This is a genomic window from Mesorhizobium sp. M0317 (genome assembly GCF_040321555.1).
GTDB lineage: Bacteria > Pseudomonadota > Alphaproteobacteria > Rhizobiales > Rhizobiaceae > Mesorhizobium.
This window is the reverse complement of record NZ_JAMYRV010000026.1, coordinates 39,127-65,546: the sequence shown is the minus strand read 5'-3', so window position 1 is coordinate 65,546 and position 26,420 is coordinate 39,127. Positions and strand designations below refer to the sequence as shown.

Sequence of the window (26,420 nt, the reverse complement as noted above, 5' to 3'; positions counted from 1 at the left end):
CAGCCCAAAGAGCTGTTTCGGTTCACGAATAGGCTTCTCGTGTCAGATTCCTTCGGATTGCTCCGACACACCTTTGTCGGGCTTACGACAGTGGACAAGCAAATAGGGTCGCGAGGCTAGCAGCCTCGGGCGCGCAGAGTGTGAGCGAGACCACTCCGGGCTGCTTGCGCTTGACGTCATCGCGACGTCTGGAATTTCTTCACCCTGATACCATGCCGGCGCAGGGCGTAGCCGATTTGCCATGGCGTGAGGCCGAGGATACGAGCCGCCCAGGCAGAACCCAACCGGCCTTGTCAATCGCGTCGATCAGCCGGTTGCGTTCCGTCAGATGCGGGCGACAAGCGGCATGGTTCGGATGCGGCCGTAAGAGGAGATACCTTGATGCGGAGGCGCCGATGCGACTGGCCGGCAGCTGCAATTCGCTTGATCTGTTACGGCCTGTGATATGAGGCGGCGAGTGCCTGATTGAGGTGCGTGGGTATTGCCGGCAGTGCCGGCAATCTGCGGCTCTCCTTCAGCGTCCAGGACGACGATCGCTCAATTACCCGTCTGCAGAAAGCGGGCAGGACGTTCACGACAATTGGCCAGCGTATGGCGAGCGTAATCTCCAGCTCGCTCGGGGCGGTCGGCACCTTCACATATCGTAGAGTCCCTGAGCGGGTATCTGCTTAGGGCATGCTGGATGGGCGGTTCAGGGCCTCGTCGACCCGATCTGCGGCCCGGTGGCTCATAGAGACGACTTCAGCGGTTGTCGTCCAGAGTGAACCTGAATTTTTTATCTGAGGCTGAATTATGCAAGAACAGTATTCATGCAATGTCTCTTCATTTATTGGCTATTAAAGCAAAAAATGGCATGGCCGAGACTCAGCTGTACTGGATGATCGCCGCCTTAAGTGTGCGTGCGCCGGTCATCCGAATTTAAAGAGGATTCCGAAACCGCCGCGTGGATAGTTCCACTCGATCTCACCACTCGTCTCGCACAAAATCCGGCAGGTGCCGCACTCCATGCAGCCGTCGGCAGTGATCTCCACTTGACCCTTGTCGTTCAACTCATAACATTTCGCCGGGCAGACGTGGGTCAGCGCGAGCAAATTCGCGCTCGGCTTCTGGTGCGGTCGCACTTTGATGTGCGGGCGGCCGGAATCCACCAAGTAGCGGTTCTGGTAAAGCTTGTCCTCGACACGTGACTTCGTCGCTGCGCTGGTCATATCGTCTCCCCTCAGCGCCACGCCAATGCAAGGCGGACCGCGTCGCTGACCAGCCCCCAGCGCGAGCGCGCCTTGATGAAGGCCGCCGTGGTCGCCTTTTCCTTCTCGATCTTCGGCGTGCCGTCGACACGCATGAAGTTCTGCGCAGCTTGCGACATCAACCGCGGATAAGTCGTGAAATAATTGCTGGAATTGGTGTGGAGCAAGGCCGGCATGTCTTTGTATTTCCTCAGGTCCTTGACCACGAAGGACTTGTCCAGCATGGCTTTGTAAAGGGCGAGATTCCGTTTGTTCATCGGACCGTTGCGGCTCTTGACCTCGACGATTGCCTCAGCCGCAATGCGGCCGGAGGTCATGGCGAGGTTCGAACCCTCGCGGTGAATCGCGTTGTTCAGTTGCGCGGCATCGCCGACCACGACCCAACCATCGCCAAAGAGCTGCGGAATAGCCTTGTAGCCGCCTTCGGGAATGAGGTGTGCGGAATATTCTTTCACTTCCGAGCCGGCGATCAGCGGCCGGATCGAAGGATGGCTCTTCAAGGCATCAAGGAGAACGTAGGGGCTCTCGACCATCGCGGCAAAATCGGAGACGAGGCAGCCAATGCCCAGTGAGATGGACTCCTTGTTGGTATAGAGGAAGCCGAGCCCGGCCATGCTGCGGGAGGTCGTGCCCACCGCCTCGATCACGCAGCCCTCATCGCCCTTTACGCCAAACCGCTGCTCAATGACCTCTTCGGGCAAGAAATGCATTTCCTTGACGGCGAGGGCCACGGTTTGCGGCTTTGGCATCTCGCGCAGGCCGGCTCGAGTGCCAAGCAGTCCGCAGACACCTTCTGCGAGAACGACCACGTCCGCGTAGATGGCCCCGCCCGCCCGGTCTGTGCGGACGCCGATCACCCTGTCCTTGGCATCACGGATGAGTTCCGTCACGGTCGTCTCGCACAGAACGGTCGCGCCGGCCGCGCGCACCTTACGCGAAAACCATTTATCGAACTGGGCACGGATGATCGTGTATCGGTTGGGCTTCGCCTCATTGAAGTCGTCCGACCTATAGTGAATCCCGGTATGGGATGTGTCGTCCATCACCCAAAGCCGCTGTTCAACCAAATGCCGCTCGAGAGGCGCATCATCCCGGAAATCCGGGATGATCTTCTCCAGCATGTTCGCGTACATGATGGCACCCTGGACATTCTTGGAGCCCGGGTATTCACCCCGCTCCAACTGCAGCACCTTCAGGCCATGGCTGGCCATGGTGTAAGCAGCTGCGTTTCCGGACATGCCTGCCCCAACAACAATGGCGTCGAAGTTTTCCTCGATCATGTCCATCCCCTTAGCTCGAAAGCTTATCGCGACTGTGGGGCGACAGCCGCCGGGTGAAGGCTTCCGTCAGTGCGGGCAGGAAGCGGATCGCGTCGGTGACGATTCCGAGGTGAGCGAAATCGAAAATCGGCGCGTTCGGGTCGGTGTTGATGGCCACGATGAGATCCGCCCCCTCCACGCCAACCCGATGCTGGACGGCGCCGGAAATCCCGGCCGCTATGTAAAGCTTCGGCCGGATCGTCTTGCCAGTTTGGCCGATCTGCCGATCAGCTGGCATCCAGCTCTTCTGGACTAACGGACGCGAACAGCCGTGCTCGGCGCCGATTGCTCGTGCGAGGTTCTTCACAAGCTGCAGGTTCTCCGCCGCGCCAAGACCAAGGCCTCCCGCAACCACGACGTCGGCATAGGCAAGGTTTGCCTTCGCCGACTGATTGTCCGGCAGGAAGCCGAGGACTTTGGTAGCGATCTCGTCCTCGGCAAGCGAAAGCTTGTGCCGGATGACACGCCCGACCGGTTTATCCGTCCGCTGCGGCATGGGCATGACCCTCGGCCGCACGGTCGCCATCTGCGGGCGGAAATTGAGCGTATAGATCGTGCACAACAAGGAACCGCCGAAAGTCGGACGCGTGGCGGCGAGCGAACTGTCGGTATCTACATCGAGTTCGGTGCAGTCGGCCGTGAGCCCCGTCTGCAAGGTCGTCGCCACGGAGCCGGCAAGATCCCTGCCCAGTGTGGTGGCACCGAGAAGAAGGATTTCGGGTTTGTGGGTATCGACCAGATCCGTCAACGCCTTGGTGAAAGGTTCATTCCGATAGTCGGCGAGCAGGGGCGCCTCGGCGATGTAGACAAGGTCAGCGCCATACGCGAATGCTTCGGCAACGGCGTTCCCCACGGCCTCTCCCGGCGGTCCAAGCACGACACCTGCAAGCTGGACCTGAAGCTTGTCTGCTAAGTTGCGGCCTTCGCCGAGCAGTTCGAACGATACCGGATGGACCTCGCCACGTTCGAGCTCGATGAAAACCCAAACGTGCCGGTAGTCCTTGAAATGGGCGGGCAACTCCTTCTTTATGCCGGCGCGGCCGGCGGCAGGGCGAGGGGTTTCTCCATTCGCGGTCGACATCGTTTTTGCTCCTTGCCGTCACGCGCCGCCGTTAAAGGCGAGCTCATGTTCCAGCGCCGGCTGGCGGGTGAAGATTGCGGTGATGAGTTCGTCAGCGACATCGCGCAAGGCCTTCTCGGCGGTGTCGATTTGTGCCGCCTTTTCAGCTCGAGCAGGAGGGGCGAAAACACGTTTGACGACCGTCGGTGAACCGCGCAGGCCGCATTTGGTGAGATCCTCAATGCCGGCGTCGGCCGCGCTCCATTTCAAGACCTGGCTGCGCGCGGCGCACAAGGCGTCCTGGATCGAGCCCCGGCGGATCTCGTTTGTGCCTTCCAGCATGGTGATGAGGCAAGGGAGCCTGCTCTTCAGCATCTGTGTGCCGCCTTCGGAACGGCGCTCGACCTTGATCTCGCGTGCAGCAAGGTCGACAGAAGGGATCTTCGCGACATAGGTCAGTTGCAGGAGTCCGAGGCGCTTGGCGATGCCGGGCCCGACCTGGGCGGTGTCGCCATCGATCGTCTGCTTGCCGGTGAAGACGAGGTCTGGCGTGCCGAACGTCTCGCCAATCTTCGCGATTGCCTGGGAAAGGGCGAACGAGGTTGCCAGCGTGTCGGAGCCGGCAAAATAGCGGTCGGTCAAGAGCACCGCTCGGTCGGCGCCGTAACCGAGCGCCTTGCGCAGCGCGTCCTCTGCCATGGGCGGACCCATGGTGAGCACAGTGACTTCGCCGCCATGTGCGTCGCGCAGTCTGAGCGCTTCTTCGAGGGCGAACAGGTCGTAAGGGTTGATGATGGTCGGAACACCCTGGCGCATGATCGTGTTCGTGACCGGATGGACCCTTATCTGTGCCGAGTCCGGCACCTGCTTGATGCAGATTACGATGTGCATTGGCGGTTTCTCTAGGCTCCTGTCCGGGTCCGGCATTGCGGTTATCTCCTTTGTCCGCATTATTCGTGCCAAGTCTCTTGCGCTCCCCCTTTCCTACAACTTCGGCTGGTTGCTTCTGACGGCGCTGTGGTGATGACCGCATTTGGCGGCTGCTCGACATTGTCGCGTCGCACCCTTGTCGCCGGTCATTCCCGTCCGAACCGCTTCAGTACCGAGTCGAACGGAACAAAGGTGTGACCCGGCGCGGCAGGTTTGTTCGGATCGTGGTCCTTGAGCACCTTGAAAATCCGATGCGTGAGCGGCGAGGAAATCGCAAAGTCCTCGTAAGCTCGTTCGAGCGTCGCGCGCACCCTCGCGGCAATCACCTGGTCGGGCAGACCGGAGAAATCTTCTTCGGCGAGGTATTGGCCCACACGCTTCATGATATGGAGCCGCGAGACATTCAGTACCTTCGGGTCATAGGCGACGCCTAGGACTGAGAAGAATTCCTCTGCAGCCGACAAGCGCTTCAGTCGTGCGAGGATGTCGGTGACATCCATGGGGCGGCTGTCAGCGGAACAATTCATTGCATTCTTCCTGGTCGCAAAACTGTGGCCTCTGTGCGCTCGCGCACGGCTGACTTGGACCCGCACAGCTCGATGAGGGATGCCTCGCTGCACATTCCATCGTAGAGCTCGACCAGTCGAGTTGCAGTGACGGTCGATTTGGTCTCGGCCGCCTCGCGTCGGACGCGGGCCACCATCGCGGCTGCCAGATCCGGGTCGAGATCGCGACCGCTTTCGCTCAGCACATGGGCAATCGCAGTGGCGCCGGAATGCTTGCCGATGACGATCCGCCGGCAGCGGCCCACGAGAGTCGGATCGAGCCCCTGATAAGTACGCGAGTCCTTCAGCAGCCCTGCGACGTGAATGCCGGATTCGTGGGTGAATACATCGGCGCCGACGACCGGCTTAGTGGCTGCGGTCTGCCGGCGGGCGGCCCAAGCCACCTGGGCGGCGAGGCCGGGCAATGCGGTCAGCTCAATGCCGGTGTCTGCGCCGTCGAAGACTGCCATTGCGGCGGCCACCTCCTCCAGCGCGGCATTGCCCGCACGCTCGCCGAGCCCCAGGACGGTGACGGAGGCATGGCGCGCGCCTGCGCGGATCGCCGCCAGCGTGTTGGCGCCAGCAAGTCCGAGATCGTTGTGCGCATGAAATTCAAGGTCGATTGGAGACTGCACCACGAGCTGGGCGACAAGTTCGAAGGTCGAAAACGGGTCGAGAACACCGACTGTGTCGGCCAGCCTCACGCGGCTTGCGCCGGCGCGAGCGGCCGTCTCGATGACGCGGGCGAGATGATCCCGATTGGCCCGCGAGGCATCCTCGCAGCCCACCGCGACGAAGAAGCCGGCATCGGCGGCGCGCCTGACCATATGATCGATGACCTGGAGCGCTCCCGCCTTGTCGAGGCCGAGCTTGGCGGCAAGTTGGATGTCCGACGCAGGCAGCGACAAATTGACCGCTTGGACGCCGCTCTCGATCGCTGCATCGAGATCCAACGACGTCATCCGGCACCAGGCCATGAGCCGAACCGGAAGACGCCGCGCTACCACGGCGCGAATTGTTTCCATCTCGTCGACGCCCATGACCGGCGTGCCGATCTCGATCTCTGTCACGCCAGCCGCCGCAAGAGACTCAGCGATCTCCAGCTTTTCCGTCGTGGTGAAGGCGACGCCCGGCGCCTGCTCGCCATCGCGCAAGGTCGTATCGTTGAGGGAGACATGACCGGTCATGACAGGCAGCCTGTTCTTCTGCGGCTCACGCATAGACCGGACTACCCGGCCCAGAACCGGAAAAGCTGCGCAGCTTCCCCACGATTCCCGGCATGACCTCGAGTACCCGGTCGATGTCCTCTTCGCTGTTGTCCCGCGCCAAGGAGAAGCGGACTGCCGCGTGTGGCGTTTTCATCGCGCTTAGGACATGGCTTGGTTCCAGAGAGCCGGAGGTGCAGGCCGAGCCAGAGGAACACGCGATGCCAATGCGGCTGAGGAGAAGTGGAATTCCATCACTTTCGACATGTTCGAAGGAGATGTTTGCGGTGTTGGGCAACCGTTGCAAGGGATCACCAGTGACACAGGTGCTTGGGATGCGCTGGAGGATCCCGCCCTCCAGGCGATCGCGGAGCGACTTTACCCGTGTGGTCTCGTCGTCCATGAATTTCAAGGCGAGTTCGGCCGCCGTGCCGAGCCCGGCTATGCCGGGCGTATTCTCGGTGCCAGCACGCCGGTTGTGTTCTTGGTGACCCCCCTTGATCAGCGAATGGAAATCGACGCCACGTTTTACGAAAAGCGCACCGATCCCTTTCGGCCCGTGCAGCTTGTGGCCGGAGAGCGACAGCATGTCGATTGCGGTCGACTTCAGGTCCATCGGAAGCTTGCCGACCGCCTGCACAGCATCGGTATGGAATAGGGCGCCCACTTCCTTGGCCAACTCGGAAAGCCTTGCCACGGGGAAGATCACACCAGTCTCGTTGTTCGCCCACATTATTGATACGATTGCAACCTGTGGGGTGAGGGCGGCCATATAGGCGTCGAGATCGAGCCGACCACGGCAATCCACCGGGATCCTGTGCACCTTGAGGCGGCGGGTCTTCTCAAGATGCGCGCAGAGCGTCAGCACGGCGGGATGCTCGACCGCGGACGTCACGATCTCGGTTCGGTTGGGCGCCGCCTCGAGCGCTGAAAGAAGCGCTGCATTGTCGCTTTCTGTCCCACCCGAGGTGAAAGTGATCTCATCCTCGAACTGCGCGCCGATCAGCGCTTGCAACTGCCTCCGCGCCTTTCTCACCGCCGCACTGACTGAGGCGCCAAGAGCGTGTGCCGACGAAGGGTTGCCGAATTGATCCCTAAAGAACGGCAACATCGCTTGCACGACCTCAGGATCGACCCGTGTGGTTGCGTTGTTGTCGAGGTAGACAGGCTTCATAGGTGCGATCCTCAGTTAAACAGAATGACGCGAGCGCTAGACCGACTCGTTGAGCCTCTGGCGCATGCCGTTGATGATCATTTGAACTGGCAGCGCGCGCAGGCGCCCGGAGTGTTTGACGTAAACCGGATCTCCGTCGATATGGACATGTTCGCAGTGGCCGTAGGTCAGCCCGCAGGTACGGACGCCCGAACGCGATAACGCTACCGATGAGCCGAATTTGGCGCAGCGGCGCGATTTGTCCGCAAGCAGCTCGGGTGCCACCAGGAACCGAGCTGCTTCGGGAGGCGACGTTCTTTGAATCCTACTGGGAGCGAATGGCGGTCCCGAGATCGGCTTTGACCTTGTCTTGTTTTTTAGGACGGGGACATCTGTTGTGCCGGCCATATAAGTCTCCTCTGCCGCAAAATCACTCTGTCGGCCGCACAGACGCTTCGGGCGTTTAACTGAAGGACTTGCCGCAGCCGCACTTTTCGCGCGCATTGGGGTTATCGAAGACAAAACCGGAAGATTGGAGCCCGGTGAGGAAGTCGACGGTCATGCCGGCTACATGGGGTTGGGAGCCCGCGTCCACGAACAGCTTGACCCCATCTGTGTCAGTGATCGCGTCGCCCTCGCGCGACACGCTCTCCAGGCCCATTAAGTATTTGAAGCCTGCGCAGCCGCCGGCCTCGACCATAATGCGAAAGCCTTCCGCCGGCTCGCTGGCACGGCAAAGAGCAGTCTTGAAGGCGGCAACAGCGTTGTCGGTGAGCGTAATCATGGCTCCATTCTCCTCAGTCCGCGACCTGCTTGCCCATCACGTTGCATGCACCGTGCCAAAGCCAAAAAACGTTTCAACACAGCGCGGCATCTCTCGCACTGGTGCCTCTTGATTGCTGATAAGGTGTCGGCCAATCGACACGTGCTGTCGGGTTTGTCAGGTCCGGCACGAGGGATGTTGGCCTGAGTTCTTGGGTGAACTCACATCACCAAGGACAGAACTTCTTCTGAGCTTGCCTCGGCGCAATTGGCACGGTTTTTGAAGCTCCGTTTGGCGAGACGGCAAGAGCATGCCGATCCACAACCATGCCGTGGGTGCCATCGCGATGGATGGGGCGAAGCAAGGGAGTAACATGTCAGGACCGTGGTCAGATACGCGTTGTTGGCAAAGCAGCGCCGCTCGTGGCATCCGAATGCCCGCTTGGCCGATTGCGACAACATCCATACTGGCTCACCACCGCCCAGTAGCCGCCGACCGGCTCGATGGGATGCCATCGGCATGTGGCTGCTCGCCGGTTTTCGCATCGGTGCGACGCCGTGCGCACGCTGTCCAGCGACACCTTGTTCATGGGCCAGCAGCAGATCAGGATCGAGCATTTCGGCGCGCCTTATCGGCTGAAGGTTCCCGGGCAGGGCAGATGATCCTCACACGTCGTAGAAACAGGGGTACGCATGGACCAACGCGAGAAACCGTCGCCCGACGAAATCCGGCGGGCGTGCAAAGACAATCCGAAGATCCGGGAGCATGATCTCGCCGCTCGATTGGGCATTTCGGAAGCCGAGTTGGTCGCGGCGCATTGTGGTCACGGCGCGGTGCGCATCGAGCCGCGCGTCGATGATCTGCTGACCGGCCTCGAAGCGGTCGGCGAGGTGATGGCGGTCACCAGCAACGAAAGTGCCGTGCACCAAAAGATTGGCGTCTACGGCAAAGTGGTCACCGGCAACCAGCATGCCATACTGCTCGGCGACGAGATCGACCTGCGCATCTTCCCGAAAGCGTGGGCGTATGGCTTCGCCGTCGAGAAGCGCGAGGGGGCCGAGATCCGCCGCAGCCTGCAATTCTTTGATGCCACCGGCGAGGCGATGCACAAAGCTCATCTCACGCCCGCCTCGAACCTGCAGGCCTATCAGGATCTGACGGCAGAGCTTGTATCCCCCGACCAGGAGCCGATCATATCGCTCGAGGCGAGCGGGGCGCGCGATAACGCAGTGAGTCCAGACCACGCCACCACGGTCGACGACCTACGCGAGCACTGGGGCCGGCTAAGCGACGTGCATCAGTTCTACCATATGTTGAAGACACTGAAGCTCAGCCGCTGCCAGGCGATGCGTATGGCCGACGAGGATGACGCCTGGCTACTCGACAATGATGCCATTGGCGCCCTGTTCCAACAGGCGGCCGAAGACGAGATGCCGATCATGTGCTTTGTCGGCAATCGTGGTTGCATTCAGATCCATTCCGGCCCGATCAGGTCGGTCAAGCAGATCGGGCCGCGGATCAATGTGCTCGAAGAGACCTTCCATCTGCATCTTAGGACCCATCGCATCCGCGAGGTCTGGGCCGTGCGCAAGCCGACGAGGGATGGTCACGTTACGTCCATTGAAGCCTATGGCGCGGACGGCAAGATGATCATCCAGTTCTTCGGCACGCGCAAGGAAGGCGAACGCGAGGGCAGCGACTGGCGGTTTCTGGCCGAGAGTCTGCCACGCGTTCCCGGTCCGACCTCCAGGGGTGTGTTGACTGCCGACAGGTCCTCGGATTGAATTGGCAGCGATAGGACTCAGCACCACGTTCCGACAGCGGCTCGCGAGCAAATCTAGGTCCATGAGCGGAAAAGATGCCGTCGTAGCGCATGCGCATGGTCAGGTGATGCACGCCGGAATGGACCGCATCTATACAGTCAAGCTGGTCGCCGGTCGGCACCGGTGCGCACGAGTGCATCGCCGTCTGCCGGAAAAGCCTTGCAGCGCCTGCGAGCGATAAAACGCATACGCCATCAGCGCCGAACCGAAGCGCGGCTTGACCTTTTTAATATTTCCGATCGTCTCGCGCAAGCGCCGTCGGGTCTTCTCGGACCGCACCCGATCCTTGCGCTGGATCGCGTCATTGCTCAATCCGGGCCGTGCGAGCGATCTACTCGCTCGTCGACCGGCAGGCTGTGCAGCAACAGCCAAGCCGAACAGCCCGATGTCGCGGGCTCGACAAAACCGACCACGGATGTCGGTTGTCGGACGTTGTCATAAGAATGATGGACAGGTGATCATCAGCGGCAGACCCAGCGCAGGCTGGCATTGCTTGGTGCACCGCCATGGCTACCCTATCCGGCACGCGACTTGCTTCGACAATTTGATCAGCAGGGCAGAGGTGATTGACCAGTCTCTCAACCCTAACGGGGAAGCGGCCGCTTTGCTTCATGACCGGAGCGCGGCGGAGATGCCCCTCTGATCGACTTCGCAACCCATCTCATCCGCGCTGGTGCAGGTGGGCTGTATCAGGCGACAGAATCTAGAAGGCGCCCGACAAGAGACGTGCCCATGCTGGAAATCGACTTTATGAACAGCGGTGCAATCTCAATTGAGCCATGAACGCCAATGTAGAGAAAACAAAATGGCGACCAACCCCGTTCCAGATCATGTCCCGCCCGAAATGGTGAGGGACTTCAGCCTGTTTACATCGCCAGGGATGCCACCAACACCCAACGGGGATCCACACGCAGCTGTCGCTTGCGTACATGACGGGCCTCCGATCTTTTACTCCCGCTACAACACGCAAGATGGCCGGGGTACCTGGGTCATCACCCGTGCCGCGGACCAGCGGAAGGTGCTGCAGGACGCAGAGACTTTTTCCAGCCATCGCAGCATCTTCTCCTCCATACTGGGTGAGAACTGGCCGACGATCCCGCTTGAGCTCGATCCACCGGCCCATGGCGTCTTTCGCTCACTGCTTAATCCGCTGCTTTCGCCAAAGCGGGTGTTGGCTTTGGAACCGGCTGTCCGCGAACGGGCGGTCGAGCTGATCGAAAGGATCGCCGCGTCGCGCACAAGCTGCGACGTGATGAAGGATTTTGCCTTTCCTTTCGCGGTGAGCACCTTTCTTCGCTTTCTGGGGTTGCCTGATGACCGACTCGATACATTCGTCGGCTGGGGGAAAGATCTGCTCCACGGCGACGATAAGGAACGACCTGTGGCTGCCCGGACGATCGTGGCATTCATCGACGAACTTGCAGCCATGCGCCGCGATGAGGCGGTTGACGATTTCATGACCTTTATAGTGCAGGCACAGGTCGAGGGCCGCCGGCTGACTGACACCCAAGTCCGCGGCATCGGCGTGCTTGTCTTCGTCGCTGGGCTCGACACGGTCGCAGCAGCTATAGGCTTTGACTTGGCGTACCTCGCACGCAACCTCAAAGATCAGCAATTGCTGCGGAGCGAACCGGACCGCATCCCTCTCGCAACCGAAGAATTGCTGCGGGCCTATCCGCCCATTCAGTTGATCCGGGTGGCCACGAAAGATATCGACTTCGAAGGCGCGCCGATCCGGAAGGGGGACTATGTTTCCTGCGCCACGATGATTGCCAATCGTGACCCGGCGGAATTCGAATGCCCCAACACGATTGATTTGGAGCGGGAGGACAACCGCCACGCAGCGTTTGGCTATGGTCCCCACCGTTGCCTTGGCTCACACCTTGCCCGGCGGGAGATTGTCATTGGCCTGGAGGAGTGGCTGGCGCGCATCCCGGCTTTCAGGATCAAGCAGGGTACGGCGCCGATAACTTCTGGCGGCCATGTGTTCGGGATCGAAAATTTGGTCCTGGACTGGTCTTAGGCCCGCCCCGAGCCGGGCACAGACAATGGAGGCAGCGCCATGCGCATCATCGTCCAAAAGGCCAAATGCCAGGGCCACGCGCGATGCGCGGCGCAAGCGCCGGACATCTTTAAACTCGATAATGACGGTTACATCCTGCCTGGTGACATTGAAGTTGCGGAAGGGGAGGAACTGCCTGCATCACGAGGCGCGCGATCCTGTCCTGAACGTGCGCTGGAACTCACTCGCTGACGCTCTGGATGAGACGGCATTCAACCGTGAGTCTGGCGGCTTGAACCATGTGGCCGCACTCAGCACGCGGCGTTGTCCTGCACGGTCCACGTCCAACTCTGCGGGGCATTTCCGGCGCCAGTGTTCCCGTGAGGCGCAAACGGCAGGGCAGGGGTTCGCGAACCTCTTCGAATCACAGAATTTGCGTCAGAGACGATGGACCAGACGAGAATTGCCGAACTACTCGACGCGAGGCGACCCGGAGTGCCGTACCGAAGAACTGCCCGACCCATGTTGCGGCAGGCCGGCTCTCTGCATGATTTGATAGGGCGAAACCAGGAGAACGCACCATATTTGCCCAACATTATGCCCGGCTCAGCACCGGCCAATGGCCGCAGCTGGAGAGAAGGTTCGACCAGCATGTGCTTGCCTGTGTGCTTTCACGTGCGCTCGAGGAGATCGAGGCCGGCGAGGCGACGGCGACGGAGGCAACCGGACTTTCGCGCGCCGAGTTGCGCGATGTCCTGTCCCGCTGTTTCCCTGCTTTTCCTATCAACGCGTTTGCCTTGGAAGAGGGGAGCGAGCCTGAGCCGGATCTGGAAGAAGAACTTCTGCGCGGACTGCTGCTGGCGCATGCCCGGCCCGACGACAAGGCAAGCGCCCGCTTCGCCAAGATCATCGCCCGGCGTGCCATGCGCAATGACCACCTCTGGCAAGACCTTGGCCTTTTTAGTCGAAGCGACCTCGGCCGCCTGCTCGCCTCGCATTTTCCGACGCTGGCGGCCGGCAACACCCAAAACATGAAATGGAAAAAATACTTTTATCGCAAGCTCTGCGAGGCCGAAGGCTTTTCGCTGTGCAGCGCGCCCAGTTGCCGGGAATGCAATGATGTCGAAAGCTGCTTCGGCCCGGAGGAAGGCGAAAGCCGCCTCACACGGATCAAGAACGGCATCGCCTCGGATTGAGAACCGCTTTCGTCTGTCGTACAGCCGCAGCGCTCGCGCCGCGCCATATGTCTCTTACGAACGTAGACTGACGCCTTCGGGGATTGAATGCTGTGCCTGCTGTCCGATTAGTCGCCATGCTCACTTCGGCGGGCGCCGTCATGATGGCGGTGCGGGATGCGGCCCGCACCATCGCCGCCGAGCAACTGGTGTTCTCCGGGCCGTTGCTGCTCGCCTGCCTGGCGGTTGCGGCGCCTGGGCGGCCGCGGTTCACCGCCGTCATTGTTCGCGCTGGTGCACAGTTTCGCCTCGATCACCCATTGGGGTGGCCAGATTGTCTCCGGCGTCGCCATCAATTTCGTTGCTGCGGCTCCGCCATCATTCTCGGCCAGTTTCCGGCGGCGCGCGCGCTGGGGTTCCTGGAAGCTTTTCGAACTTTCTGCCTTGCGCCTCCAGCTGAATTTCGCGCGCTCATGAAGGAAGTTGACGGCCCTGGACATACAGTGATGCAAGCATGATCGAACCGCTTATTCGGGGGTTCGAGTCGGGAGAGGGCTACCGCCAATACAGCGCTGTTGTAGAGATCGTCTGCTAACGGACCATTCGCGGTGAGTTTATGCGGTTTAGATCTGGTTTTGCTTCAACCGAGTCCCGGCGCTGGTATCAAAGGGACTCAGACGGCCGCACCGGCAGAATCGCGTATGTTCGCGCACTCTCTTCGACCTTTCTGAGTTGCACCCAAGCCCGGTAGCGCGGGTCAATACTAGCCCCGAATATTTTACGTTTAATTGGCTGCTTTGCGCCTCATCTGCCCACTCAGGATCAGCGCGTCGGTGAGCGACCACTCCCGGTCACTATCCTCCACCGCTCGGGCATAAGCCCGGCGGCGCATATGTACGCGGTAACTCGGCTCGGGATGATCCTCGGCAAGGGTCAAAATCTCCCGATAGGTTGCTTCGCCTGGGATCGCCGAAAGGAGATTGAACAAACTGTTACGGGCATCTTGGGCATCATCGCGCGTCGTGGGCGAATAGACGCGGCCGTTCGCACGATCGAGGTCTTCCCTCGATCGGATATGTTGGTGCATCAGCACATAGAGCGCTTTGAGAAATTGAGGACTTTTCCAGGCGCTAGTCGACAAGCCCGACTGATAACTGCCGCCTACGAGAGAGACGACGAACTCCTCGGCAAAGCGTGCGTCGTCGGGCGACGAGAGCGATTCGAGATGAGCGTCGAGGACCGGGATCGCTGCGTCGGGAGCGCAATCCACCCACATGGCGAGCCAACTGGCAAACTGGTTCGCGGGAGTAGTCGCGTCCTCAACACGACGACGGGCGAGGGCGGCGAGAGAGGCGGTCGAAAGTCCACCGCTGATCATGATCGTGCATCCATGGCGCAGGCAATCGCCATTCGCGGCACCATGCTCGGACAGCCAATCATGGATCGACGGTGCCAAGGCCGCGTGTAGCCAAGGCGCGTGGTAGACCAGGTCGTGGAGCATGTAATGCATCGGCTTGGCACCGCTATTGGCCAGTTCCCAGCGCGTCTCGCCCCAAATCAGATCGAAACCGGCTTCAGGATGGGCACGGTAGAGCGGTTCAAGCCAGTGCGGAAAACCATTCAACTCGGAGAAGACGTAATGCAGGGCATGCAACGCATCGTCGTTGCCGAGCTGGGTCAGGCCCCTCCCATCATCGCCGGACTCGATCTCGAGCCCTGCCATTGCGAAGATCAACGCATAGGGAATGGAGTTGCTACCGCCATTTTCTGAGCGCAGGGTTGGGCGATAGGCGCGCCAATGTAGCTGAGCACCATCGCGAAAAGCCACGGCGACCGCCTCGCCGAATTCGGGAATGAGCATCTGCCATTTGCTACCAGCGCCGCGGCTGATTCGCATCCCATCGCCCTCAACACTCTGCAGCAGATGAGCTTGGTCCCAACTCATCTGTCCGGGTTCTAGGCCAGCCGGCTCGCGCACGAGGTCGGGATTTGCCTTGAGTCGTGCGACGAGCGCCGCCCGGCCGGCCGCCTCATTCTCGTCGCGCCTGCGGCGACGTTGTGCCCATTTGCGCTCATTGGCGCGCCACCGCCTCCGCTCTGGCGACGCCATCGGGCGCATTAAGGTCTTGAGTTTGGATTCCAGAATAGGATCGCCGCCAACCGACCGCCACAGAAGCCGGCGCCAACTACGAGGACGCCGGTTCTGCGCATAGGTACGAAACGTCCGGGACAATGCCAGCGAACGATCATCAGCTAAGTCTCGCGTTCTGGTCCAACCAAGCGTGCGCGAGAAGCTTGGTTCGTCAAATGCCCAGAAGTGACCCATCCAACTGACGGTCCAGTCGTCGTCCACCGGCTTGTCAGTGTCCTCACGTGCTTCGCGTACCATCGCGACCGTGTGCCAGAACAGTGCATCATTCAGTGCCGTCCACCGCGGGACTAACTTGTTAAGCTTGGTCCGATGCTCGTGTTCTTCGCTGGCGCCCCAATGTCGCAGGGCAGGCGCCTGGCTCAGTACCGCCAGCGGGGCGGGGTCGAAGCAGGCTTGCGAGCGGCTGACGATTAGGCGTTCGACGGCATGCATTGCCGGCGCCATCAGCCAGCGGAGGGTTTCCGAGATCTTGCATTCGCGTCGTTGGATATGCGGTTCGCGCGCGAGGAAATCGGCCAATCCCTCGATGAGTCGAACTAATGGCCGCTCCGGGGCAGTGTCGCTGGTTAGCGGTAGCCGATCGATCAGACTGCGAATAGCCTGACTAAGGCCTGTGGTCTCGAATCGTTCGTGCGACTCGACCGTTTCTAGTGACGCGAGCAAAAGGTCGACCGAAGCGAGATCTGGTGGCGCCCCATCGACAAGTTCGCCCAAAAGCCGGCGCGGCAGCACTACACCGGATGCATTCAGCGCAGACCATAACTCCCTGCCAGCGTCAGCACCGCCGATCGTCGAGACCGCACGGGTCGAAACAATACGCGCGTAGATGCCACGGTCAGGATCACGCGCGACTGGGGACAGTCGTTCGGCGGCGACCGCCATAGCACCCTGCCACACCAACCGGCCGAGGAAGAAGATGACGTCATCATTGTCACCATAGGCGCCGAGCAACGCCAACGTCTCATCGGTAAGGTCGGGTTGTGCGATCCTGGCAATCGCGCTGTTGTCGCCACCGCGTGAGTCTCCAGTGGCTATGCGCTCGACAAGATCGCGCAAGATGCGCTTCCGAACCTCGATCGGCAGGCGGGCTGGATCGCCGCCTTCGGTGATGATCTCCGGTTGCAAAGCGAGAGCCCGATCTCGTACGCGCTCATCGAAGAGGATGAGCCATGGTAGCAGCGGACGCGTGCGCGGCACGACCACGGCTTCCCCGTAGACTTCGCGGAATAGCAAAGCCTCAATCTTGGCGCGAAGCTCGGGGTTCGCCAGCGCGCCGGCCAACTCCTGCGCCGCCAGCAGTTCGCGGCTCTCGCGATGGCGGAAGCGCACCATTTTGTAAATCGCGTCGGTGAACACTCCCCGGCCGAGCAGCTCAAGGATCTCGGCGATCGTCCAGTCATGCAGAACTGCGACGGCATCGATCCCCCCGCCAGAGGCCCCGGGCATCTGAATGTTGGCCTCGCCGGTGAGTGTCGTTGCAATCGCGATGCGGCGGGCGCCTTCCACCGCCTTTTCTAACGATAGTGTGACGAGCCTGCCGGCTGAAGGCGCAAGTCTGCGCCGGAGACCGCGTTCGAGTACCGCCAGGCGACTGTCAAGCGAGCCGGTCTCCCCCCAGACGGCGAGGATGTCTTCCAGATCGAACGGAAGCTGGGCGATGACGAATAGATCGGTGCGTTCGAGCGCCTCGATCAACGCGTCGGCATCGCTCACTCCCCGATGGCCGGCAAAGATGCGGATATCGTCGGGGTCAAGTGGAGCAAGTCGAAAGAGTTCAAGGCCCGGCTTGGCATCGTTCTTGGCCGCTGACACCTCGGGCTCGGCCTCATCGCCGGTCGCCTCGCGTACGGGCGGCTCATAGGGCAGCAGTTCTTCTATCAACGCACCGTCGATCCTAGATCGCCAAGCGTATGGCCGGCTCGAAATATAGACATGCGCGCGCTGCCGTGCATCGTGGATACGGCTGGCAAAGGCGCGAATGGCCGTCTCGAACGCGCGCGGCGCCTCGAGCCTGACCTCGTCCACGGAATCGAGGAAGAACCAAGCTTCGCCGGTTCCCGCTAGCCACGCCTCGAAAGCCTCCGGCTTGCCGACCTCGAACGCGGCCCCAAACGCCTCGTCGATATCCTCGATCCTGATGAAGAAGGCATTGCGGCCACGTGCCGCAAGACGCTCCGCCTCCGCCTTAAGCTCAAACGTCTTGCCCGCGCCGGCATCGGCAAGGATCACGCATCGATAAGCGTCGCGAAGCGATCCCCATTCAAGGCGCTTACCCCGATCGAGGATCGTCCAGATGTTTTCAAGATCGACATCTGCGTCCTGATATTGGCGGGAGATCGGCGTGAACCGTCGGATAAGGGGGACGGCGCCGCTCACGGCCCTGACCCTGCATCGAGCGGATAAAGCCTCGGAAACCAGCGCTCGGCTATATTGGCCGGAAAACCCAACCGAAGCGGTGCCCGACTGCTCGACGATGTCAGCATGCCCCGATCGATCAGCGCCGAACTGATGATCCGCGCCGCGCGTTCCTCGTAGCCAGTGAGAGACGGCACCCGGCCGCGCTCGACCTCGCCATTGAGCGCTGCCTCTCGGAGTACCACGAAACTACCTCGTGGCAGCCGCTTGGCACGGACTTCTTCCTCGATATGCAGTTCCATCCGGCGCAGTAACACGTCGGGCTCAAGCAACTCGCCCATGAAGGCGATCTGATCGAGCGCGCGTTCAAGAAAGAATCGTGAGAAGGCGACCAAACCGCGCTGTGTCAAGTTCCCGCGCCCGTCGCGGTCGCCTTCCCGAGGACCATCGGCCGCCATCAGCAACTGTTTGTAACGGGTCTCTTCACGCGCAAGGCCGCGCGCGACCGACCAAAGACTTGTGCCAATGCCAAGCCTTTTCAGGAGTGCGTGTGACATCAGTCGCGCAACACGCCCATTGCCGTCGAGAAAGGGATGGATCCAAAGGAAGCGATGATGGACAGCGCCAACAGACTGGACCTGACGTAGGCGCGATAGAGTTGGGGCCGTATAAGCCTGATCGAACCGGGCGAGGAATCGTGGCAGGTCACCGTGAAGCGGAGGTTCGTGACGCCCAACACGGACATCGCGGGTTCTTAACTGGCCAGGCACCACTCGGAGCCGTTCGCCCGTGTCAGGATTCTCGACCCAAAGGAACTCTTCTGGCAGCCGCTCACAAAATCGCTCATGCAGCCAGCGAGCGTAGGTTGCAGTCGCCGGCCAGATCTCCGGATCCTTTTGCTCATCGATCAACTGCTGCACGTAGATATGCGCAACAGCCTCCTGCTGGAGTTCGCGCTGCTTGGGTTCACTCGAAAAGTCATTTGCTAGCGCACGGTCGATGTCGCGCGGATGAGTATCGTGGCCCTCGATCAGGTTTGAATAGTAGCAATTCATCGAGCGCACGAGCGCACCAACAGTCTCCCGCACGATCGGGTGCATGCGGCCGGCAAGGCGGCCGGCATCCAACAGCAACTGCGCTGTCGTGTCCTCAAGATCGCGCACACCCTCTTCGGGTAGCATCGGTTCCATCGCGCTAGTGCCCATGCCGGAAATTATGCCGCATTTCATGCCGCTTGTATATGCCGGATTTCATGGGAAAAGATGCGAATCATACCGCTATCCATGCCGGTTATATTTCCGGTTAGCTCCGTGGACCACTGCATGGGCTGAGAGGAGTTTCGCAAATCGCCCTTTTCAGCGCACCAACACGCGCATCCCGCGTCCTCCTATGCGAGCGAGATCCCGTAAACCTCGCGTTTCAGAGGCAACCAAGGCTGGCAGCAGCGACTTTCTCAAGCCAAACTTTCTGAAGCTTTCAAGCTAACTGACGAATGAAGAACGCATGCTTCAAAGTAGCGGAGCTTGGCGGTCAAGCGGCAAGTTGATTTTACGCCAAACGTTTAGGTAAAGAGTTTCGCTACGTCGTTTTCCTCGTCGAGCGTCAGCTTCTTAACGCGACTCACGTGCGGCGATTGCAAACCAGCATACATTTGAGTGTCGTTGAAGATCAGAAAAGCCATCAGTCTTTTTGTATGACCCGCGATGCGCCGCCAACTGCGCCGATCGACAAAGGACGGTTCGGCTACTCCGCCTGGGTGTGTATGCCATTCGCCAACCCAATCGATCGTCTGCCCCGAGCGCACCCACTCTCGAAGGGCCCGAAGCTTGTGACCTTGCTCAGATCTCCGGAAGAGGGTTGGAGTGGCATAGTCCCACCGCCCCGGGAAGGTAGCGCTGTCGATCTGAATTGCATCGTTTTTGCGGTAGCCGAGGAGAAGACCGCCGCGTTCGCTTAGTCTCGGCCAGTTATTTTCGTGTTCGCGAATTTTATCCAAGACCGATTTCGGCACCAGTACCTGCGTCATGCTGACGTTCGTCTCGACGCACATGCGGGGCAGAATTCAGAAGGTCTCGGAAAACGTGGTCCTTGCACCCGCCCGCGGCGCAGATCGACCACAGCGGACCTGAGCCGCGGACCCGGATGGCCGTTAGCCCAATCGAGCGCCGCACGCGTTGTCAGACTGGCTGCCATCATCGGCGCGTCGATCGTGAAGGGGATGAATGAGCCGTCCCCACAAGTCGCAGGCTGCAAATTCAGTTCGTCCTTCTCGTCTCCGACCGGAAAGCGCCAAGGTCCATCGAAGACGGGCTTCAAACACCGGAAGCAACTGAACTCGTCTCTTAAATTGAGAAAGCTCTGCACGCCCGCGCCGTTCATAAACACCCAAGAGTGAAGAAGTGCGCTAGTCTGAATGGCGGAGTTATCTAGATACCATTCGTTGATGGCCGACTGTACGTTCCAGGACCCTGTCGCATCGATTATCAGATCATGTTTACCCAGCACGTCCAAATGTTCGAGCGCATCTTGCTCGTAGGCAGCTACATGCACCTGCGGGTGAAACCGCTCTAGCTCGGCCGCGACAGCTGAGGCTTTTGGTTTTCCGATCTCGGTAAAGCCAAGCAAATGTCTCCCGATGTTGCCTTGGGCCAAAACTTCGTTGTCGAAGAGGCTAAAAGGCTTGCAACTGCCCGCGCCTATCTGGACGAGCATGCGAGCAAGATTGCTACCGATCGTGCCGCAGCCAATGAGGGCTATCGATTTTTGCTGCAGGGTATTTTCGCTTTGATTGTTTCGATTTGTCACGTCAGTCAGACTCGACCATTGACCCGAATATCTGTCCAGAGTGATTTTGGTGGCTAGCGTTTCTGCGATACCAAGCAGCGCCTGTTGACGTATATTACCTTTCGACACTGCATGCTTGAGGTCTTGCGGAAAATTGACGGAAATGCCAAGCAGAGCGTTTGGCGCGGAGATAAAGAGACAGTTGTCCGCACATAGGAACTGCACAAGCCTTCGCCAATCGCGGTGCAGATCAGGATGTCCTACCAGCCACTTCTTGAGGTCTGCGAGCGTCCGCGGCGCCATCATGATACCTATAGGCCCAACGAGCTTTTCCGTTCGCCAGAACTCAACTGCACGGGGAAATGCTGACTCGTAGCCGCGTAGTTTCTCTTCACTTGAGATGCATAGAAATTCCACCTTGCCTTCACGCTTGGCAAGAAAGAGAGTTGCACGCCTGCCATCTGCAACCTCATCTCGCGGAAGCATGCAGCGCACTGTCAGGTCTGACTTCCAGTAAGATTGGTATTCGTCTATCAACTCGGCGGGGCCTTTCCCTCGGTAGGAAAGCTCCAGTGTCCTGCTCGCTTCTTCGAGCACTCGCAAAATCGCCTCGCCAGGCTGATATAGATCTAAAGGAAGCCCAGCCCCGGAGGCATAGCAAATCCCGGTCTCCTCTTCGACATGCGCGAGAGTTTCGACCGGAATCTGAGTGCGATCTTTGAGTGTGATCCGAGGGCGAGTTGCAAAGCGCATATCGGGGATCGATATGGAAACATCGACGGGCCTGCCATGCACTCTTATCTGGCCGTCATAATCGGCTGGCCCTACACCGGCAGGAGCGAAGCCGGCATTGCGCAAGGTCGCATCGACGATAGCCAGTGCGTCGCTTGAATTCATTAGCCCGAAGTCGAAGCAATAATACGCGGTGCGGGGACAACCGCGGCCGCCGCCTTTTGGATCGCTGAAATTTTTGGCGCCATTTTAATCGCGTCGGGCCGATAAGGGATGCGCGTGCCGAAACGGTTCCGCAGTTTCAGCACAACCTGTTCTGCGTCGCCCGTGCGTTCGAGGGCGGCTTCCATTTCACCTCGAAGCGCGACCGCGCCTCTTACGATCTCGTTGCGATCTTGGTCGCTCCAGTCATTGATGCAAAGATGCCACAGAACCGGGTTGACGATCGTTCCGTCGAATATACTGGGCAGGCGCTTCGCAATCTCCAGTATCAACTCATCGTCGCGATCGCCTCTCGGAAGGCCCGGGAGTTCCGAGAGAGCCATGTCGATTGCACGCATCAGGCAGATCGAGGAGAGCACCGACTTCTCCCAAGTGTAGTCGCGCCAGCCCTTGAAGAAACGGCAAAGACGTCGAAACGGCGGCCCGTATCTCTCCGATCGGCCGTCGACCCAATCGTGTATCATCTGCGGGTCGGACTGAACCCAACTCCCGTCTCGTTGAGCCAACATGATCTTATCTGAAGGTAGTTTCCAGCCACCTTTAACGGAACCGCGTGTTGCTACGGCTATATGCGCCTTTGCGAGACTTTCACGAAGTTGATTGAAGCGGTCCTGTGGGATTGAATAGATCGGAATGTCGATGTGAGCACCCGGCCACAATTTCACCCTTGCACAACAAGCTTTGGTCGTATCACGGACCCAGCCTCGCGCGTCGCAAAGCGGTATCAGCACTGAATCCACAAACTCGAACAAGCCTTTCGCGGCAAGTGCGGGTTCGCCGTTGGCGATGAACTGGACGGGCACGTACATGCCGTCGTCAAGGTCGATTTCTTGCTTGGGCTTTTGCGCGGGCTCGTTGAGCGTCCGGTAGGCGAAGCTGCCTTGGGTCATGAACTTGACTTGGATTTCGGGTCGTTGCCGCCAGTTGACTTTCTGACGATACGAATCCTGCCAGTAGTTGTCGGTCAGTTGGATTTGTGATGCCGCGGCCTTCAATGTCGCGCGAATTTCACTGCGCGCTTCCATCAGTTGTGCGCGTTCATCGTCGCTTACATCTAGGTTCGCCAGATAGCTCGGCTCGGCTTTGAGGCCGTAAAAAAGCGCGTGCGCATTTGCTAGAGTCATTCCCCACCTGGCCGATTCTTACTTTGATCTGAACATGGGCGAGGCACGCAGGGGTTTCAAGGAGTATAGGCGCGATATCTACAGGAGTCTGACGAAGGCTTGATTTTTTGCCGTTTTGGCTGTTTGTGCTAGACCTTGCGCCACTTTCAGATCCGATCGGGTCCAGGATGGCGCGCCAGGACAGGCTTGGTCTGAAAGTCGAATGGATTTCTACCATGCGCCTCTGGACCACCCCAGCTTCAGGTAACCAAAAAATTGGGCAGATCAGCTCGCACAAACACAATGTTGTAACGGTTTGCATTCGATTCCAAAAGCGCGCAGTTCAGCACCATGACGTCGGCCGCACCCAAAAAATTGATCAAGCAACTGGTGAGCCTTCTTGAGGAAGTCGACGTTCGCGCAGGGTCAGATTTCTCCGGAATTGGGTTGATAGTGGCGGAATCTCCTGAATACTTGCCGATCATTTCGCTGCGCCCGACAAGCAATCTCACCGATGATGCCGAAACTGCAACAGCGTTGGCGGCGATCTCGCATCCTTGGCATGAACTTCATGATGGCTTTCATGTTCTTAAGCCAAACCTCGAAGTGACCAGGGTTGCTCAATATTTTTCGCCACCTATCGTTCCTGCGGCACGCATTGACAGAAAGAAACGCTTCGGTGGGCGTTATCTCGCAGCGTTGTTTGGATCGACGCTCCCCGGGGTGCTGGCCACCGGCATTTCGAGTCGTGACTTCGGCTTGGCCGTGTTCCATCGAGGTAAAGAGGAGTTCTACCGTGCTGCACGCGATCGCGGCCGGGAGTGAGGGGGCTTTGCAATGATCTTCGCAATGAGTCGCAGTCTGATTCTGAGTACGCTCGTGCTGGTAATCGTGGCGTTCTGCGTGGGAATTCTCCATTTTGGCTATGCGGCAAGTCCCCGAGATCTTTTTGAATGGACTTCCAAAATTGCACTATTCATCAGTTGCGCGATCGTGCTGCTTAGTATCCGACCAATTTTGCGCGTTCTGCACTGGATAACTTTTGCGAAATACTGGTGGTTTCCATGGCTTGACGGGGAATGGCGTGCCGAAATTCGGTCCAACTGGCCCAAGGTGCAGCGCTTGTACTTGGCCGCTAAGCGCGAAGCTCCTTCCTTCGATGCTCTCGCCACGGGACTGACACAAGCCGATGAATTGGTTACCAAGGCGACTGTCACGATAGAATCGAGCCTGTTCGACATTTCGATCGAAATTACGCCGGACGGAACAAAAAAAGTGAGCCGCACTCGCTTCGTTCGTCCACGCTGGGCAAAGCCAGATCGGCCAGAGCTGAGCTACGTCTATGAACAGTTGGATAACACCAGTCTTGAACCGACTGACGTGAGACAGCATTACGGGGCCGGCATTGTCGAGTTCATCGCAAGGACCGGCGAGCTCTCTGGTCACTACTGGACCAACCGAAAGGCCGAAGCCGCATTGAGTACGGCCGGCACTATTGTCATGCGCCGCGTGCCAAGACCTGGCTTTTTCGCGCGGTTCTTAGGCTAAAAATCCGCGTAGCTTAAGGCCGGACTGGGTGGTGCGTGTGTCCGCCAGCCCTTTCTGGCCTGTTTCTCAAACCCTTGGTCTCAAGGGCTGTACAAGCCTGCAGATCTCAAAATGGGTGGTGGCGCCTAGAGACGAACGCGTTGATCCAGATTTCTAGCTTACGGAGGACCGATCGAAAGCTTGCCTCGTCTCGGCAGAAGATGGTGGCTGTCGAGCGATTGTAATCCTCATCTCTGTCGCTCAGGAACGCTTCGGCCTCATCCTTGCTCAATCGCTGTTCAACCGCTTTCCGCAATTTCTGACGCCACAAATTTGCTTCGGCTAGGTTGTCACGGTCAGCCCGTTGGCGGCGTTCAATCGCGGAAAGGATTTCACGCGCCTTCCCGGCGGCGTGATAGCCATGATAGGCGGCCTCCGAAGGCGAGCGACCGTCAAGATCAGGATGTGACTCGTTCAGCCATGCGCCGGGGTCGTTGAGTACCGTTTCGGCGTACTCCGCAAGCTCTTTCTGCCGATTGATTTTGATTGTCTCAGCTTGCACGGCAGCTCTGGCCTTCTTCTCCGCCTCCTTCGTGGCAACAACAGCCAGGCGACGATCGCATTCGTTTGCAATCGGAAGGCCCAAAAGTTCACGTACGTCAGTGCGAGTGCCGTTGAAAAGGCCAACGATGGCGCGCAACTCAGCTTCAACTGGTTGCATCGTGCGGTGCTTGCCAGCAGGGCGGCGTACGGTTCAGCTGTCTCCGGGTTGATCATGTTCAGCCAAGAGGCGTCGATCTGATCTTGGAGTTCCGTTCAACGAGAGGAACTCGCCATGGCTACCCTGTCGACCGATGCACCAATCTCTCCGCTTCGCCAGCGCATGCAGCACGACATGCTCATGCGTGGCCTGGGCTCCCATACCCAGCAGGACTACGTTCGTCACCTCCGGCGCTTCGCTGTGTTCCTTGGCCGCTCGCCCGACACGGCGACGGCTGCGGACATCCGTCGATTCCAGCTGCATCAGCATGAGAGCGGCGGCGGCCCTGCGACGATCAATTGGCGCCGTCTCGGCACTGCGGTTCCTGTTCCTCGTGACGCTGAAGCGTCGGGATCTGGCGCGTGCGCTGGTGATCATGAGGTATTAGCGCAAGCTGCCCGAGGTGCTGAGCGTGGAGGAAGCGGCGCGGCTGCTCGAAGCCGCACCCGGCATCAAGTAAAAGGCCGCGCTCGGCGTCGCCTATCGCGCGGGCCTGCGCGTGTTGAAGTTGCGCACCTCAAGATCGACGACATCGACTCGACACGCATGCTGATCCGCGTCGAACAGGCCAAGGGACGCAGGGACCGCAACGCTATGCTCTCGCTGCAATTTCTGGAACTGCTCCGGCTGTGGTGGCGCGAAGGCAGGTGGCGCGGGGTGATGCTCCCCCATGGCTGACTGTTCCCCGGGGCGCAGCTTCACCGCGCCGATCTCATCGAGGCAATTGCACCGCGCAGTCCAGGAGGCAGCCAAAGTCGCCGGCATCCGCAGCTCACACCTATGTCGGCCTCCGTTACCTTGCCGCGAGCTGGGCTAACTAGGACGTTGCTCATACCTACTCGTCGCATGGACGAGAGCATCTCGCCCCCATCGGTAGTCTTTAGCCGAACAGAGTGAGGTCAGCCGGCGCGTGCGGCCTTTGTGCGATTACGTCCACCTGCCGGTCTTTTAACGCTATGCACGGAGACGGCTTTGGGAGCCACGACGTCGCCGAGCCGCTCTATACGGAGGGGCGCGCGCGAGGGAAGGCGAACGACGAGTTCGAGTTGCCCCCCGATCGCCTCGACGTAGCTTTTAAGAGTAGACAAGTACATGTCGGCTTGTTTCTCGATCTTCGAGACCGAAGGCTGCTTGATCTTGAGGACCGAAGCGATTTCGGCCTGGGCCTTTCCAGCGGCACGCCGCAAATCGCCGAGACTCTCGACTTCTCCCCTTAACTCTTCGAAACGCGCGTCGACCCGCTCCCGACGATCCGCGGGGAGCGCAGCGATTAGGTCATCAAGCTTGCGTCCCATCACTTCTTCTCCTTCTTCGCCGCCGCCAAACGGTCGAGATGCCCTTGATAGCGCTTGTCCGCCTTGGCGATCAGACGTTTATAGAAGCCCTTCTCACTCACGCCCGACTTATCGCCGGCGACGAGCAGGATCGCCTTCCGCTTCCGGTCGAATGCGAACGCAACCCGCCAGACACCATCATCAGCATCGAAGCGAAGTTCTTTCATGTTCGCGAACGACGAGTCATTCAAGGTATCCGCATGCGGTCGCCCCAGCTGGGGCCAAACAC

At 59.6% G+C, this 26,420-nt stretch carries 26 protein-coding genes and 2 pseudogenes; 10 read left to right on the top strand and 18 right to left on the bottom strand.

Going from position 1 to position 26,420, the window contains the following annotated elements; all coding sequences use genetic code 11:
* Window positions 1–176: 176 nt before the first annotated feature.
* The 5 genes and pseudogenes from NKI88_RS18900 to NKI88_RS18880 all read right to left on the bottom strand — a co-directional run.
* Window positions 177–334, bottom strand: a pseudogene (locus NKI88_RS18900) (helix-turn-helix domain-containing protein); the annotation flags it as partial.
* A gap of 574 nt (window positions 335–908) precedes the next feature.
* The gene (locus NKI88_RS18895; protein WP_023687351.1) at window positions 909–1,208 is read right to left on the bottom strand and encodes a ferredoxin family protein; all 300 of its coding nucleotides are present in this window, start codon (window positions 1,206–1,208) and stop codon (window positions 909–911) included.
* Between the two features lie 11 nt (window positions 1,209–1,219).
* The gene (locus NKI88_RS18890; protein ID WP_023687350.1) at window positions 1,220–2,527 is read right to left on the bottom strand and encodes an FAD-binding protein; all 1,308 of its coding nucleotides are present in this window, start codon (window positions 2,525–2,527) and stop codon (window positions 1,220–1,222) included.
* Between the two features lie 10 nt (window positions 2,528–2,537).
* Window positions 2,538–3,647 carry an electron transfer flavoprotein subunit alpha/FixB family protein gene (locus tag NKI88_RS18885; RefSeq protein ID WP_023685019.1) on the bottom strand — a complete coding sequence of 370 codons (1,110 nt, stop codon included), beginning with the start codon at window positions 3,645–3,647 and terminating at the stop codon, window positions 2,538–2,540.
* An 18-nt stretch (window positions 3,648–3,665) separates the two neighbouring features.
* Window positions 3,666–4,517, bottom strand: coding sequence for an electron transfer flavoprotein subunit beta/FixA family protein (locus NKI88_RS18880; protein WP_023672212.1), 852 nt, complete (start codon window positions 4,515–4,517; stop codon window positions 3,666–3,668).
* Here NKI88_RS18880 and NKI88_RS18875 point away from each other — a divergent pair.
* A complete protein-coding gene (locus NKI88_RS18875; protein WP_023708822.1) occupies window positions 4,441–4,650 on the top strand; it encodes a hypothetical protein in 210 nt (69 codons plus the stop codon). The genes NKI88_RS18880 and NKI88_RS18875 overlap by 77 nt on opposite strands.
* A 52-nt stretch (window positions 4,651–4,702) precedes the next feature.
* On the opposite strand, the gene nifW is transcribed toward NKI88_RS18875, so the two are convergent.
* The 5 genes from nifW to NKI88_RS18850 form a co-directional block, all read right to left on the bottom strand.
* On the bottom strand, window positions 4,703–5,083 hold the full coding sequence (nifW, locus tag NKI88_RS18870) for a nitrogenase stabilizing/protective protein NifW (protein ID WP_023687348.1): 381 nt from the start codon (window positions 5,081–5,083) through the stop codon (window positions 4,703–4,705).
* A complete protein-coding gene (nifV, locus tag NKI88_RS18865; RefSeq protein ID WP_023727119.1) occupies window positions 5,080–6,288 on the bottom strand; it encodes a homocitrate synthase in 1,209 nt (402 codons plus the stop codon). The genes nifW and nifV overlap by 4 nt, the downstream gene beginning before the upstream one ends.
* Before the next feature lie 25 nt (window positions 6,289–6,313).
* Window positions 6,314–7,480 carry a cysteine desulfurase NifS gene (gene nifS, locus NKI88_RS18860; protein ID WP_023827194.1) on the bottom strand — a complete coding sequence of 389 codons (1,167 nt, stop codon included), beginning with the start codon at window positions 7,478–7,480 and terminating at the stop codon, window positions 6,314–6,316.
* Window positions 7,481–7,516: 36 nt separating this feature from the next.
* On the bottom strand, window positions 7,517–7,744 hold the full coding sequence (locus NKI88_RS18855) for a hypothetical protein (protein ID WP_023827193.1): 228 nt from the start codon (window positions 7,742–7,744) through the stop codon (window positions 7,517–7,519).
* 178 nt (window positions 7,745–7,922) lie between these two features.
* A complete protein-coding gene (locus NKI88_RS18850; protein WP_023672207.1) occupies window positions 7,923–8,243 on the bottom strand; it encodes a HesB/IscA family protein in 321 nt (106 codons plus the stop codon).
* 536 nt (window positions 8,244–8,779) lie between these two features.
* On the opposite strand from NKI88_RS18850, the gene hemP reads away from it, so the two are divergent.
* From hemP to NKI88_RS31845, 6 genes and pseudogenes are all read left to right on the top strand, one after another.
* The gene (gene hemP, locus NKI88_RS18845) at window positions 8,780–8,884 is read left to right on the top strand and encodes a hemin uptake protein HemP (protein WP_023672206.1); all 105 of its coding nucleotides are present in this window, start codon (window positions 8,780–8,782) and stop codon (window positions 8,882–8,884) included.
* 30 nt (window positions 8,885–8,914) lie between these two features.
* Window positions 8,915–10,006, top strand: a complete 1,092-nt coding sequence (locus NKI88_RS18840; protein ID WP_023672205.1) for a hemin-degrading factor — start codon at window positions 8,915–8,917, stop codon at window positions 10,004–10,006.
* Between the two features lie 844 nt (window positions 10,007–10,850).
* Window positions 10,851–12,068, top strand: coding sequence for a cytochrome P450 (locus NKI88_RS18835; protein ID WP_031197232.1), 1,218 nt, complete (start codon window positions 10,851–10,853; stop codon window positions 12,066–12,068).
* 39 nt (window positions 12,069–12,107) lie between these two features.
* Window positions 12,108–12,299, top strand: coding sequence for a ferredoxin (locus NKI88_RS18830; RefSeq protein ID WP_081725572.1), 192 nt, complete (start codon window positions 12,108–12,110; stop codon window positions 12,297–12,299).
* 329 nt (window positions 12,300–12,628) lie between these two features.
* On the top strand, window positions 12,629–13,243 hold the full coding sequence (locus NKI88_RS18825; protein WP_032910252.1) for a nitrogen fixation protein NifQ: 615 nt from the start codon (window positions 12,629–12,631) through the stop codon (window positions 13,241–13,243).
* A 264-nt stretch (window positions 13,244–13,507) separates the two neighbouring features.
* A pseudogene (locus NKI88_RS31845) lies at window positions 13,508–13,695 on the top strand (ABC transporter permease); the annotation flags it as partial.
* A gap of 311 nt (window positions 13,696–14,006) precedes the next feature.
* Here NKI88_RS31845 and hyoA read toward each other — a convergent pair.
* The 5 genes from hyoA to NKI88_RS18795 all read right to left on the bottom strand — a co-directional run bounded on the left by hyoA (window position 14,007) and on the right by NKI88_RS18795 (window position 22,591).
* Complete coding sequence (hyoA, locus tag NKI88_RS18815) at window positions 14,007–17,750, bottom strand: NACHT domain-containing antiphage protein HyoA (protein WP_023827189.1); 3,744 nt, start codon at window positions 17,748–17,750, stop codon at window positions 14,007–14,009.
* Window positions 17,747–18,919 (bottom strand): Fic family protein, encoded by a 1,173-nt coding sequence (locus NKI88_RS18810; protein ID WP_032910265.1) that lies wholly within the window; start codon window positions 18,917–18,919, stop codon window positions 17,747–17,749. The genes hyoA and NKI88_RS18810 overlap by 4 nt, the downstream gene beginning before the upstream one ends.
* Before the next feature lie 371 nt (window positions 18,920–19,290).
* Window positions 19,291–19,755 (bottom strand): Mov34/MPN/PAD-1 family protein, encoded by a 465-nt coding sequence (locus NKI88_RS18805; protein ID WP_050593865.1) that lies wholly within the window; start codon window positions 19,753–19,755, stop codon window positions 19,291–19,293.
* Window positions 19,752–21,410, bottom strand: coding sequence for a ThiF family adenylyltransferase (locus NKI88_RS18800; protein ID WP_352656552.1), 1,659 nt, complete (start codon window positions 21,408–21,410; stop codon window positions 19,752–19,754). The genes NKI88_RS18805 and NKI88_RS18800 overlap by 4 nt, the downstream gene beginning before the upstream one ends.
* Complete coding sequence (locus NKI88_RS18795; RefSeq protein WP_352656550.1) at window positions 21,410–22,591, bottom strand: CBASS cGAMP synthase; 1,182 nt, start codon at window positions 22,589–22,591, stop codon at window positions 21,410–21,412. The genes NKI88_RS18800 and NKI88_RS18795 overlap by 1 nt, the downstream gene beginning before the upstream one ends.
* 330 nt (window positions 22,592–22,921) lie before the next feature.
* Here NKI88_RS18795 and NKI88_RS18790 point away from each other — a divergent pair, with 330 nt between their 5' ends.
* Complete coding sequence (locus tag NKI88_RS18790; RefSeq protein ID WP_023724567.1) at window positions 22,922–23,395, top strand: hypothetical protein; 474 nt, start codon at window positions 22,922–22,924, stop codon at window positions 23,393–23,395.
* Window positions 23,396–23,407: 12 nt separating this feature from the next.
* Window positions 23,408–24,118 carry a hypothetical protein gene (locus NKI88_RS18785; protein ID WP_023827185.1) on the top strand — a complete coding sequence of 237 codons (711 nt, stop codon included), beginning with the start codon at window positions 23,408–23,410 and terminating at the stop codon, window positions 24,116–24,118.
* Between the two features lie 106 nt (window positions 24,119–24,224).
* On the opposite strand, the gene NKI88_RS18780 is transcribed toward NKI88_RS18785, so the two are convergent.
* A complete protein-coding gene (locus NKI88_RS18780) occupies window positions 24,225–24,818 on the bottom strand; it encodes a hypothetical protein (RefSeq protein WP_352656548.1) in 594 nt (197 codons plus the stop codon).
* Window positions 24,819–24,932: 114 nt separating this feature from the next.
* Here NKI88_RS18780 and NKI88_RS18775 point away from each other — a divergent pair, with 114 nt between their 5' ends.
* Entirely contained in the window at window positions 24,933–25,535 is a 603-nt protein-coding gene (locus tag NKI88_RS18775) for a phage integrase N-terminal SAM-like domain-containing protein (protein WP_245261409.1), read from the top strand.
* A 221-nt stretch (window positions 25,536–25,756) separates the two neighbouring features.
* Here the strand turns inward: NKI88_RS18775 and NKI88_RS18770 are convergent, their stop codons facing one another.
* The gene (locus NKI88_RS18770) at window positions 25,757–26,152 is read right to left on the bottom strand and encodes an XRE family transcriptional regulator (RefSeq protein WP_352656546.1); all 396 of its coding nucleotides are present in this window, start codon (window positions 26,150–26,152) and stop codon (window positions 25,757–25,759) included.
* Window positions 26,152–26,358: a type II toxin-antitoxin system RelE/ParE family toxin gene (locus tag NKI88_RS18765; RefSeq protein WP_348633130.1), complete on the bottom strand. Its 207-nt coding sequence runs from the start codon at window positions 26,356–26,358 to the stop codon at window positions 26,152–26,154. Before NKI88_RS18765 ends, NKI88_RS18770 begins: the two co-directional genes overlap by 1 nt.
* Window positions 26,359–26,420: the final 62 nt, after the last annotated feature.

Bases quoted from the DNA above. Each gene is read 5' to 3' on its own strand.
- NKI88_RS18775 (WP_245261409.1), top strand. From the start codon at position 24,933: ATGGCTACCCTGTCGACCGATGCACCAATCTCTCCGCTTCGCCAGCGC.
- NKI88_RS18830 (WP_081725572.1), top strand. From the start codon at position 12,108: ATGCGCATCATCGTCCAAAAGGCCAAATGCCAGGGCCACGCGCGATGC.
- NKI88_RS18805 (WP_050593865.1), bottom strand. From the start codon at position 19,755: ATGACGCAGGTACTGGTGCCGAAATCGGTCTTGGATAAAATTCGCGAA.
- NKI88_RS18795 (WP_352656550.1), bottom strand. From the start codon at position 22,591: ATGACTCTAGCAAATGCGCACGCGCTTTTTTACGGCCTCAAAGCCGAG.
- NKI88_RS18840 (WP_023672205.1), top strand. From the start codon at position 8,915: ATGGACCAACGCGAGAAACCGTCGCCCGACGAAATCCGGCGGGCGTGC.
- NKI88_RS18770 (WP_352656546.1), bottom strand. From the start codon at position 26,152: ATGGGACGCAAGCTTGATGACCTAATCGCTGCGCTCCCCGCGGATCGT.
- NKI88_RS18835 (WP_031197232.1), top strand. From the start codon at position 10,851: ATGGCGACCAACCCCGTTCCAGATCATGTCCCGCCCGAAATGGTGAGG.
- NKI88_RS18880 (WP_023672212.1), bottom strand. From the start codon at position 4,517: ATGCACATCGTAATCTGCATCAAGCAGGTGCCGGACTCGGCACAGATA.
- NKI88_RS18765 (WP_348633130.1), bottom strand. From the start codon at position 26,358: ATGAAAGAACTTCGCTTCGATGCTGATGATGGTGTCTGGCGGGTTGCG.
- nifS (WP_023827194.1), bottom strand. From the start codon at position 7,480: ATGAAGCCTGTCTACCTCGACAACAACGCAACCACACGGGTCGATCCT.
- nifV (WP_023727119.1), bottom strand. From the start codon at position 6,288: ATGACCGGTCATGTCTCCCTCAACGATACGACCTTGCGCGATGGCGAG.
- NKI88_RS18875 (WP_023708822.1), top strand. From the start codon at position 4,441: ATGATCGTGTTCGTGACCGGATGGACCCTTATCTGTGCCGAGTCCGGC.
- NKI88_RS18790 (WP_023724567.1), top strand. From the start codon at position 22,922: ATGACGTCGGCCGCACCCAAAAAATTGATCAAGCAACTGGTGAGCCTT.
- NKI88_RS18800 (WP_352656552.1), bottom strand. From the start codon at position 21,410: ATGAATTCAAGCGACGCACTGGCTATCGTCGATGCGACCTTGCGCAAT.
- nifW (WP_023687348.1), bottom strand. From the start codon at position 5,083: ATGAATTGTTCCGCTGACAGCCGCCCCATGGATGTCACCGACATCCTC.
- NKI88_RS18890 (WP_023687350.1), bottom strand. From the start codon at position 2,527: ATGATCGAGGAAAACTTCGACGCCATTGTTGTTGGGGCAGGCATGTCC.
- NKI88_RS18810 (WP_032910265.1), bottom strand. From the start codon at position 18,919: ATGGAACCGATGCTACCCGAAGAGGGTGTGCGCGATCTTGAGGACACG.
- NKI88_RS18785 (WP_023827185.1), top strand. From the start codon at position 23,408: ATGATCTTCGCAATGAGTCGCAGTCTGATTCTGAGTACGCTCGTGCTG.
- NKI88_RS18850 (WP_023672207.1), bottom strand. From the start codon at position 8,243: ATGATTACGCTCACCGACAACGCTGTTGCCGCCTTCAAGACTGCTCTT.
- NKI88_RS18780 (WP_352656548.1), bottom strand. From the start codon at position 24,818: ATGCAACCAGTTGAAGCTGAGTTGCGCGCCATCGTTGGCCTTTTCAAC.
- NKI88_RS18885 (WP_023685019.1), bottom strand. From the start codon at position 3,647: ATGTCGACCGCGAATGGAGAAACCCCTCGCCCTGCCGCCGGCCGCGCC.
- NKI88_RS18895 (WP_023687351.1), bottom strand. From the start codon at position 1,208: ATGACCAGCGCAGCGACGAAGTCACGTGTCGAGGACAAGCTTTACCAG.